The sequence below is a fragment of the Marinomonas spartinae genome, assembly GCF_016461715.1.
Taxonomy (GTDB): Bacteria; Pseudomonadota; Gammaproteobacteria; order Pseudomonadales; family Marinomonadaceae; genus Marinomonas; species Marinomonas spartinae_A.
Map to the genome: position 1 here is coordinate 351314 of NZ_JAEMUI010000003.1, position 10028 is coordinate 361341.

At 45.5% G+C, this 10028-nt stretch carries 8 protein-coding genes; 5 read left to right on the forward strand and 3 right to left on the reverse strand.

Annotated features, from left to right (window positions below):
* Positions 1-68: 68 nt before the first annotated feature.
* Together trpA and trpB are read right to left on the reverse strand one after the other, a co-directional pair.
* On the reverse strand, positions 69-854 hold the full coding sequence (gene trpA / locus JHD45_RS05270; protein WP_199475450.1) for a tryptophan synthase subunit alpha: 786 nt from the start codon (positions 852-854) through the stop codon (positions 69-71).
* A 2-nt stretch (positions 855-856) separates the two neighbouring features.
* A complete protein-coding gene (gene trpB, locus JHD45_RS05275; protein ID WP_199475451.1) occupies positions 857-2113 on the reverse strand; it encodes a tryptophan synthase subunit beta in 1257 nt (418 codons plus the stop codon).
* A 176-nt stretch (positions 2114-2289) separates the two neighbouring features.
* Between trpB and JHD45_RS05280 the strand changes: the two genes are divergently transcribed.
* Positions 2290-2841: a TetR/AcrR family transcriptional regulator gene (locus JHD45_RS05280; RefSeq protein WP_199475452.1), complete on the forward strand. Its 552-nt coding sequence runs from the start codon at positions 2290-2292 to the stop codon at positions 2839-2841.
* An 82-nt stretch (positions 2842-2923) separates the two neighbouring features.
* Here JHD45_RS05280 and JHD45_RS05285 read toward each other — a convergent pair whose 3' ends face one another.
* Positions 2924-4156 (reverse strand): multidrug effflux MFS transporter, encoded by a 1233-nt coding sequence (locus JHD45_RS05285; RefSeq protein ID WP_199475453.1) that lies wholly within the window; start codon positions 4154-4156, stop codon positions 2924-2926.
* A 351-nt stretch (positions 4157-4507) separates the two neighbouring features.
* On the opposite strand from JHD45_RS05285, the gene JHD45_RS05290 reads away from it, so the two are divergent.
* From JHD45_RS05290 to JHD45_RS05305, 4 genes are all read left to right on the forward strand, one after another.
* Positions 4508-5293, forward strand: coding sequence for a phage tail protein (locus JHD45_RS05290; RefSeq protein WP_199475454.1), 786 nt, complete (start codon positions 4508-4510; stop codon positions 5291-5293).
* Positions 5294-5586: 293 nt separating this feature from the next.
* Entirely contained in the window at positions 5587-7161 is a 1575-nt protein-coding gene (locus JHD45_RS05295) for a TolC family protein (RefSeq protein ID WP_199475455.1), read from the forward strand.
* 12 nt (positions 7162-7173) lie between these two features.
* Positions 7174-7896 (forward strand): efflux RND transporter periplasmic adaptor subunit, encoded by a 723-nt coding sequence (locus JHD45_RS05300; protein WP_199475456.1) that lies wholly within the window; start codon positions 7174-7176, stop codon positions 7894-7896.
* Between the two features lie 113 nt (positions 7897-8009).
* On the forward strand, positions 8010-10028 hold a 2019-nt coding region (locus tag JHD45_RS05305; RefSeq protein ID WP_199475457.1), incomplete at its 3' end, for a DUF4347 domain-containing protein.

The window sequence follows — 10028 nt, forward strand, 5'->3', positions numbered from 1 at the left end:
GTCTTCTTTACGAAGACTTGGGGCTCTTTGTTGTGCTTCTTCTGTTAAACTTTTCCGGCGAGCTTTCGTTAAGAGAATAGACTTCTTAGCAGCTTAATGCCTTCTTCTTGGCCACCTTGGTTGTAGGCGTCTAGAAGAGCGGAGCCTAAAATAGCAATGTCCGCTTTGCCAAGCAAAGCCTCGATGTGGCTACGTTCACGAAGACCAAATCCAACGCCCATTGGGGCGCTGGCGTGGGCTTTGATATGGACTAGATACTCATCCATTGCCGTTTGTTTGCTTTTAGCTTCATGGCTTGAATGTCCGGTTACGCCAGATCGCGCCACACAGTAGAGGAAGCCGGATGCCTGGCTGGCTAACATTTCTAGGCGCGCTTTTGGTGTCACAGGTGTTACTAGCCAAATTGGGTCGACTTGGTTTTCTTTACAAGCGGCAATGTAGTCGGCGGATGCTTCGATCGGCAGATCGGGTAGGATCAAGCCCAGTATATTAATCTCAGCGGCACGCTTCGCCAGTTTTTGCAAACCATAGCGATACATCGGGTTTAAATAGCTCATCAGTACGATACGACTGTCCGGAAAGTCCCGGCTGAGTTTGCCCATATCATCTAAGAAAGTGTCCACATCTAGGTCTTGCTCTAACGCCACATGGCAGGCTTCGACAATACTGGGGCCGTCTGCCACGGGATCAGAGAAAGGGAACTGTACTTCAATAAAATCAACGCCTTCTTCTAAGAGACGTGTCATCCAAGATAGGCTTTCTTGCACTGTTGGATAGCCATACACCACATGAGTCATGGATAAAATCGGCTTCTGCTGGCGTTTTTGGGCGATATAATTCGCTAACTGACTCATGATTAGGCCTCCTCGTCGTTATTCAAATGTTCTTTGTAATCGGCTAGATAATCTTCCAAAAACTCAGGGAAGGTTTGATCGTTCATGGCTTTTGCCACGTTAAAGATATCTTTATCGCCACGTCCCGATAGGTTGATCACAATGCGAGACTCTTTTGGTAAGTTTGCCGCATCTTTGAATGCGCCAGCCAACGCGTGCGAGGACTCCAGTGCAGGGATGATGCCTTCTTTTTTAAGTAGCAAAGAACAAGCATCGATCACTTCATCGTCCATGGCATAAGTCATTTGAATACGGCCAATTTGTGCTAGATGCGCAATGATGGGTGATACGCCCACATAATCTAAACCTGCGGCAATTGAATGAGTGTCTTGTAACTGACCATTCTTGTCCTGTAGGAACATGGTGGCAAAGCCTTGCGCAATGCCTTTTTCACCTAATCCGTTAGAAAGGCGAATGGAGTGTTGCCCCAACGCTAGCCCTTTACCACCCGCTTCAACACCAATCATTTCAACATTCTCTTCTTCCAAGAAAGGAAGGAAAAGTCCACAAGCATTAGAGCCACCGCCGACACACGCGTAAAGACGATCTGGATATTGCCCAAACTGCGCTTTACTCTGTTCTTTTACTTCTTCGCCGATAACAGACTGGAAGAAGGCGACCATCTCAGGAAAAGGGGCGCAGCCACAGGTAGTACCAATCAAGTAGTGGCTGTCTTCATGGCTGGAAGACCAGTCGCGAAGAGCTTCGTCTAAAGCATCACGAAGGGTTTGCGAACCTTCCGCGACGGGCACGACGGTGGCGCCAAGTTGCTTCATCCAAAACACGTTAGGATATTGGCGTTTCACGTCTTTCGCACCCATATAAATGGTGCATTCGAGGCCTAAGCGTGCAGCAATTAGTGCTGTTGCAACACCGTGTTGTCCAGCGCCAGTTTCGGCAATCACGCGCTTTTTGCCCATACGTTTAACCAGCAAGGCTTGGCCAATGACGTTGTTCATTTTGTGCGCGCCACTTTGGTTTAAGTCCTCACGCTTTAAGTAAATCTGGGCACCACCAAAATGCTCTGTTAAGTTTTTGCAAAAGGTTAATGGCGTAGGGCGACCAGAGTAGTTCTGCCAAGTCTCTTTTAGTTCAGCGATAAACTCAGGATCGGTTTTGATCTCTTCAAAAGCATGAAGGATTTGTTGCTGACTGGCGTAGAGAATCTCAGGAATGTAACTTCCACCGAACTCACCATAGAAACCATTATTGCTTTGCATTGTGGCGTGCTCCAAATTAATTATTTAACTATACCGTTTAGTTAATTTAATGATTACATAGACTGACGTCAAGCGCCTTTTTTAGCGATTATTTGCTGGAAAGGATTGCAATTTTTTGAAAGCATCGTTTAATCAATGCTTTAGACTAATGTGCTGAGTAATTTAGGAGAAATTAAATGGCTCGAGGTAGACCAACAAAAAAGAGCGTTATTGTGGAGGCTGCTTGTCAATTATTCACTCAGCAAGGCTATCAAGGCACGAGTATTGATCAAGTGGTGACAGAAGCGAATGTTTCTAAGCCAACGGTATACAGTAATTTTCCAACCAAATTAATATTGTGGGAGACGGTGTTAGAAACGTTAACAGAACAGACTAAAGCTGAAATGATGTCTGTGCTCTCTACAATAGAGGAAACCAGTCAAGATATGATTACAGGCTGGATCGCCCTTTGGCGCCAATGGATCGCGTTGCCAGAGCGTTTGGCTGCTTATCGCATTCTGCTAGGAGAGCAACATAAAATGGAGGCCTCAACGGTGTCCTTGTTTGCTAATTTAGAGTTAGTGTTAGAAATGGTTTTATTGGATTGGCTGGCCAGTTTTTCGGTCTCTAATGAACGCTTGTTTGCGCTGAAAGCCATCACAAAAGAGGCACTATTAATGCCCTCTTTGATGAATCAAAAATTGGTGACAGATGATGCGCTAAAAGCGCATTTGAGCTGGATTCTATAAAAAAACGTGGCCAATTAGGGAGGATTCGGTCACGTTTTTACTTTGTTTTTCGCTTTCTTGATGATCTTTCTAGTGAAGCCTACTAGGTCGGGGCGACCTCTATCGATGCATCTTGTCCTTTTTCAGCCCACAATATAATGCCTAGTGCTAGCGTTCCCACGATAATAAAGCCAACCGTAATCGGAATTAAGGTATTGTTATAAAGTTGACCGATCAGTGTGCCTATCAACATCGACATAATTGATGACAAAGAGCCAATCACGGCTGATGCAATCCCTGCCACATGTCCCATAGGCTCCATTGCCAGAGCGTTGATGTTGCCGAACAGTAATCCAAAGCAAAAGAAAAAGACAACAGCATAGGCCATAAACATCCACAGTGTAATGTCGACAAAAGCATGTAGCGCTAGAAAGACTATAGAGGCAAGAACAACCGTCACAATGGCTCGGAAGGCGATAGTCTTAGTGCCGTGTTTCTCAACAATACGTGAATTAATCAAAGATGAGAAACCGAGTACCAAAGCTAAGACGCCAAAGTAAACACTAAAGAGTGTGCCTGTGTGGAACTGTACTTGGAAAATTTGCTGTGAGGAGTTTAGGTAGCCAATAAAACCACCAAAGAATAATCCCATGCAAATGGTATAGCTTGCTGTGGCTCGATGAGTCAGTACTTCCTTAAAGCCATCGTAAAAACTGCGGGCTGTTAATGTGATGCGTTTCTCTCTGGGCAAGGTTTCTTTTAAGCGCAAGCTAACCCAAACCAGTAATATTAAGGCGTAACAAAGATACATCTCAAAAATGCCGCGCCAGTGGCTGAATAGCATCACCGCTTGCCCTAAAGTAGGCGCTATCGCCGGCACGAGTACAAAAATCATCATAACCAAAGACATGGTGCGCGCCATTTGCGCCCCTTTAAACATATCCCTAACTAAGGACATGGCGGCAATTTGTGGCCCAGCGACCCCTAAACCTTGTAAAAGGCGCCCCAACATCAGCCCTTCAAGGGAGGAGGAAAAGTAGCAAACCAGTGTGCCTGTCAAATAGATAGCAAACCCAGCAAAGAGAATAGGCTTACGGCCTAAGGCATCGGAAAAAGGGCCTGCGACGAGTAAGCCAATGGCCTCGCCCAAAAATAACATACTGATTAGGTATTGAGGTTGGTTAGGATCCGTAATCGCTAGATCTTTGCCTATCATACCGAGTGCAGGCAGAAGGGCATCAATGGAGATGGCTACGATGGACATCAATGCCGCAACCAAAACAGTGAACTCTTTTGCAGACATACCGGATTTTGTTGTGTCTTGGGTGTGTTTCATACGTCTTGAACGTCTCTTTAGATAAAATAAATCTTTATACTATTCGTGGTTAAATTATTGCGTCTACCATGAAAATTTATGCGAAAAAATGGCTATAAATCCCGAGTATTATAGTCGGATACCATGACAATTTATCGATTATTTTCACATCAATAAAGGAAGTTGGGGTGGGAGATTAAACATCCATCAAAATAACAGATGAACCTTTTATTGTTCTGCATTTTGTTTTGTGTACTAAAGTGTAATTTACTGGCTTAGATTTAACAGTAAACTTGTCAGTGTTGTCATTTACTTGGTGTGTAGATAATTCACTGCGCACACCTTTTTATTTATTCAAGTTAGGGATTGATTATGAAAAATAGAATACATTTATGGTCGTTTTCTTCTAGTTCTGTCGCTCTATTACTCAGCGCTCTTTTTGTGTCATGGCCGCAAAAAGCTCAAGCTTGTGGAGAGGGTGCGTATATGGGACAGGTGTGTCTAACCGCTGCGAATTTTTGTCCTATAAATACAATGGAGGCCTCAGGTGGGGTGTTGAGTATAAATGAATTTAATGCCTTATTCTCTGTGCTGGGTTGTACGTATGGTGGGAATTGTCAGACGACTTTCGCCCTACCAGATTTACGTGGCAGAGCACCAGTACATTATGGTAAGGGAGCTACATTGCCTTATTATAGAGAAGTAGGGCAACAATATGGTAGTGAGCAGATTGTGCAGACGGCAAGTCAATTAGCAGCTCACAAGCATGCTGCTGAATTTGTTCCTTATGGAGGAGCGACTGGTGTTGCGTCGGGGACTGTCACTTTACCTGTAACGGCATCGGCAACGATTGCGTCTTCCGTTGCGGTTAATCCATCAAAAACACCAACGAATCATGCCGTGCTTGGTCCTGCAACATCACCTTTAGTGACTGTATATAGTGCTCCTGGAACAGTAAGGGATGTGACCATTGGGCCGGAGGGAGCTGTCAAAGGGACAGCGACAGGTAAAGTGACCCTTCCTGTGACAGGGGAAAAGAGTGGTGGGGCTGTTATCGTTGATAACACTGGGAATAGTAAGCCTATGGATATCGTAGGACCTAGGCTAGCGATGCGTTACTGTATTGTTGTTAAAGGAATTTATCCACCAAGAGGGTGATGGGTGGTAGGTTGTCTTCGTATGGGCGGAGTTCTTTGACATTAAAGTGGCTCCGTTCAGTTTTTCCTTTTCTACTGATCCTAAACGTAAGTATTTGTCAGAATATCACAAAAAAATACGATTTTTTTGTTCTTTTTATGCGCAATTTGTTTTATTATTGTGCATATTTGGACTTTCAAGCATTTTCTTTGCACCAAAAGGACGTTGAAGTTACTTATGCTCGTTTTTTGTGTTCTTTCCACGCATAAATTTGTGTTTCCCATTTCTGGTTTTATTCTTTCCAAGGAGTTCTTATGTCCTCTCGATTAATGTTGGGTCGTACCACATTGGCTGTGTTTGTATCTGTGGCCGTAGCAGGGTGCTCGGTGGTACCAAAGCAACTTACCAATCAGGAAGTGATGACCAATGCAGCGGAAAATGCGGAGATATTAGCGAAAGATGTGGCGCCTATTACAGGCCCGATTGACTTAAATGAAGCCTTTGCTCGCACGATTAAATATAACCGAGATGCTCAATTAAAAGCCTTTGAAGCCGTAGTATCCGAGGGGCAACTGTCCGTTGATAAATTTGATATGTTGCCTAAGCTGGCAGCGGCTGCAGGTTATAGCTATCGTAATAATTACGCCGCCTCAGCGTCGGTGTCATTTGTTGGCGATCAGCCAGCAGCGCTTGGCAGCAACCCCAGTTACTCAGTGTCATCAGACAAAAGTACGGTCAATGCGAGCATCGGCGCAACATGGGATATTTTAGACTTTGGGTTGTCTTATTACCGTGCCAAACAGCAAGCGGATCGATTTTTGATTGCCAAAGAACGTGAGCGCAAAGTGGTGCATAATATCATGGAGCAAGCTCGTAGTGCTTATTACCGGGCAGTATCCGCTGAGCGCCTATTATCGAAAATTAACCCTTTAATTGCCAAGGCTCGCATGGCTTTATCGGATTCAAACCGACTGGAAAAATTGCGCGCTCAATCGCCGATGGAAGCATTAACTTATCAGCGATCTTTATTAGAAACCTTGCGCACGCTACAAGATATTCGTAAAGACTTAATGCCAGCGAAAGCGGAATTAGCCACCTTAATGGGGCTCAACCCATCGACCGATTTTCAATTAGCGGATGTAAATAATCCGAATTTCACGACGCCTAAGCTCAATATTGATATGAATACTATGGAGCGCACCGCACTTGTGTTACGTCCAGAGCTGCGTGAAGCGCAATACCAAGAGCGTATTACTCAGCAGGAGGTGCATTCCGCTTTCCTTTCGTTGTTTCCTAGCTTGAACCTCAGTACGGCAGTTAATTATAACGATTCGGATTACTTGCGTAACAATAACTGGACGTCTGCAGGGGTAGGAGTGAACTGGAACCTAATGAACGTTTTCCGTTACGGAAAAATTGAGAAGCTAAATAAATTGAAAATAGCAGCGAGTAAGCAGCAAGCCTTAGCGACGTCCATGGCGGTGATCTCGCAAGTTCATATTGCCGATATCCAGTACAAAGAAGCGGGTGATAGCTACCAGCTAGCACAGCAGTATTTTGATGTGGCGCAACGTATTAAAAAACAAGTGGAATCTAGCCGATCAGCACAGAGTATTGGCGATTTAACAGTCATTCGTGAAGATTTGAATACAGTATTAGCGGAGTTACGCCGCGACGTCGCTTATGCAGACCTACAAAATGACTACGGCAAAATTTTAGTCTCCATGGGGTTAGATCCATTGCCAGCAGGATTTGGCAATATGAATATAGCTCAACTATCAAACGCTTTTAAAACGTTGCAAGCGAAATGGCAGCAAGGGGATATTCAAGTGGTGAGCAAAGAAGCCATGCAGTCAGCGCTTATGGCAAAGAATAAAGTGGAATCATAAGGCTAGTGCAGGATGAAGAAGTACCTGAGTTTGTTTTTATTGGTTATTTTTTTTATGCCGGGGGCTGTTTGTGCTGCTGTTCAGGAAAATGCCCGAGGCATTTTAGTGGCGGTTCATCAAGCGACCTTATCCAGTGAGCTGGCTGCAAAAGTGATCGCTGTGCCGAAGCAAATGGGCGAGACTTTTAAAAAAGGTGACACCTTAATTCAACTAGATTGTCGCTTGTTTAATGCTCAGCTGGAAAAAGTCGATGCAGAGGCAAAAGCGGCTCGGGCGAAATTAGATAATGTGCAACAACTGAACCGATTAAACTCCATTGGTACATTGGACGTCGCTATTGCTGAGGCCGACTTGCAAAAAGTCCAAGCCGAACGGCTTATGGCGCAACTCAATGTGGCGCGCTGTGACATTAAAGCGCCCTTTAGCGGCAGTGTAGAACAACTGGATATTCATCCTTTTGAGATAGTGCAACAGCGCCAAGCCTTGATGAAAATAGTGGGCCATGAGCGCCTAGAAGCCGACATTATTGTCCCCGCTCAATGGATGACTTGGTTAGCTATAAATAAGACGATTGTTTTGCAAGTAGAAGAAACCAAACAGCGTTTACAAGCAGTGATCAGTCATATTGGGCCCAGTGTCGACCCGACCAGCCAGACCATCCAAATTCGTGCCACCATCAAAAAAGTACCGGCCAAGGTGCTACCAGGCATGAGTGTGGTGGCTGAGTTTCGGTGAATATTTTGGATTAAAAAGCACATTAAGCGTGCAGCTGAAATCAATAAATTGACTATATTTAAATAAAGCAGAGCGAACCTGCTTATTAAGAATTACCCATCGAGGTGACGAGTATGAAAAAGCACTATTCCAACAAATTAGGCAAAAAAATGTCAGGTGGCCGTTCTCTAGATCATAAAAGTCAAGCGCGTAAACCTCTGATTACGGCTTTAGAGCCTCGCCTGTTGTTGGATGGTGCGGCCGTTGCTACGGCAGTAGAAGTGATCAGTGACGCCCAACTACACCATGATGCGACACAAACGGATTCTAATCATACCGTTACTGCTGATAGTCATAAAGACACCACCAAATCCCTTGTCATTGCGCCGACCGAAGTCCGAGCTGTTGATCCTGCACAAAATAACGGCCGCAAAGAAGTGGTTTTTATTGAAACCAATGTCGCGGATTACCAAAGCTTGGTGAATGGTACAAAAGCGGGTGTGGAAGTCGTGCTGCTCGATTCTACCCAAGATGGTTTGTCGCAGATGACTGAGTGGGCGAAAACTCACAGCGATTATGATGCGATTCATATTATTAGCCATGGCTCGGAAGGTAGTGTCAATCTTGGCGCACTGAATCTGGATAGTTCTGATATTAGCGGTCGTACTTCAGATCTAGCGCAACTGGGCTCGGCATTGAATGAACAGGGGGATTTGCTGCTCTATGGCTGTGATGTGGCAAGTGGCGAAGGGCAAGCATTTATTGATTCCATCGCACAGCTAACCCAAGCCGATGTGGCCGCATCTAATGATATCACTGGTGCAGCTGGTAAAGGCGGTGACTGGGTTCTAGAAAAAAGCACTGGCCAGATTGATGTGGCGGCATTACAGGATGTGCATTATCAAGGCACGTTGGCAGCTGTTACTTTTGGGTTTGAGTCTGGTGTCTCAGGTCTTGGGACGAAAACAGTGACTCAAGATAAGGGTGGTGAAATTCTAAAGGTGACAGCGGATCAGAATCTTGTTGATAGTGATAGTGTTAATGCCTCTATAGATGAAGCGAAGTCTGTATCAACCTATGGTGGCCCGATTGCGAGCTGGCTTAAGTTTGAGGTAGAGGGGGGGAAGGTCTTCGATTTTACCAAAATCAATATTTATAACGCTAATGCCGATGCTACTTTTACGTTTACTGCTAATGACGGAGCAGCTTTTACCACATCAACTATAAGTTCTGGTCAAACGGTTACTATTGATCTACCTAGTGCTGGATTTCAAGGTGTTTCTAATATCACCATGACATCTTCTGATCCGGCAGGGATTGTAATAGACTTTGACTCGGTTATGTTAACGAATATCACTGCGGCTAGTGCGCTCCCTAATGCCCCATCAACACCGGATTTGTCAGCGGCATCTGATACCGGTATATCCAGTACGGATAATATTACCAATGACACCACGCCCACCTTCACCATCGCGGGTGTCACCGACGGGGCGATGGTTACGCTGTTCAACGACGCGAACAGCAACGGCACTGTCGATGGCGGCGAATCCCTCGCCACCGAGACCGCCAACGGCACCAGCATCCAGTTGACCACCAGCTCGGCCCTGACCTCTGGCACCTACAACATCAAGGCGATCCAGACCGTCGGTGGAACCAACAGCGCTGCTACTTCTGCCCAGTCGGTAACGATTGATACAACAGCGCCAACAGAGACAATTACCTCAGCGACATTTTCGGCTGATACAACGGCTAACGGCGGTACTAACAGCGATTTTATAACCAAGACGGCTGAGCAGACGGTCAGTGGCACCTTATCAGCTAACTTGGCATCGGGAGAGAGCGTTTACGTGTCCCTTGATAATGGGGAGAGCTGGACAGTGGCGACGGCGTCCGTGGGATCGAATACTTGGTCTTTAGCAGGACAAACGTTAACGGAATCAAGCGCCTTAAAAGTCAAGGTGACTGACAAGGCTGGTAACGACGGAGCAGTTTATAGCCAAGCATATGTGCTGGATACAAGTGCACCAACAAAGACAATTACCTCAGCGGCCTTTTCGGCTGATACAGCGGCTAACGGCGGTACTAACAGTGACTGGATCACCAAGACGGCGAGTCAGACCGTCAGCGGTACTCTGTCGGCCAATCTAGCCTCA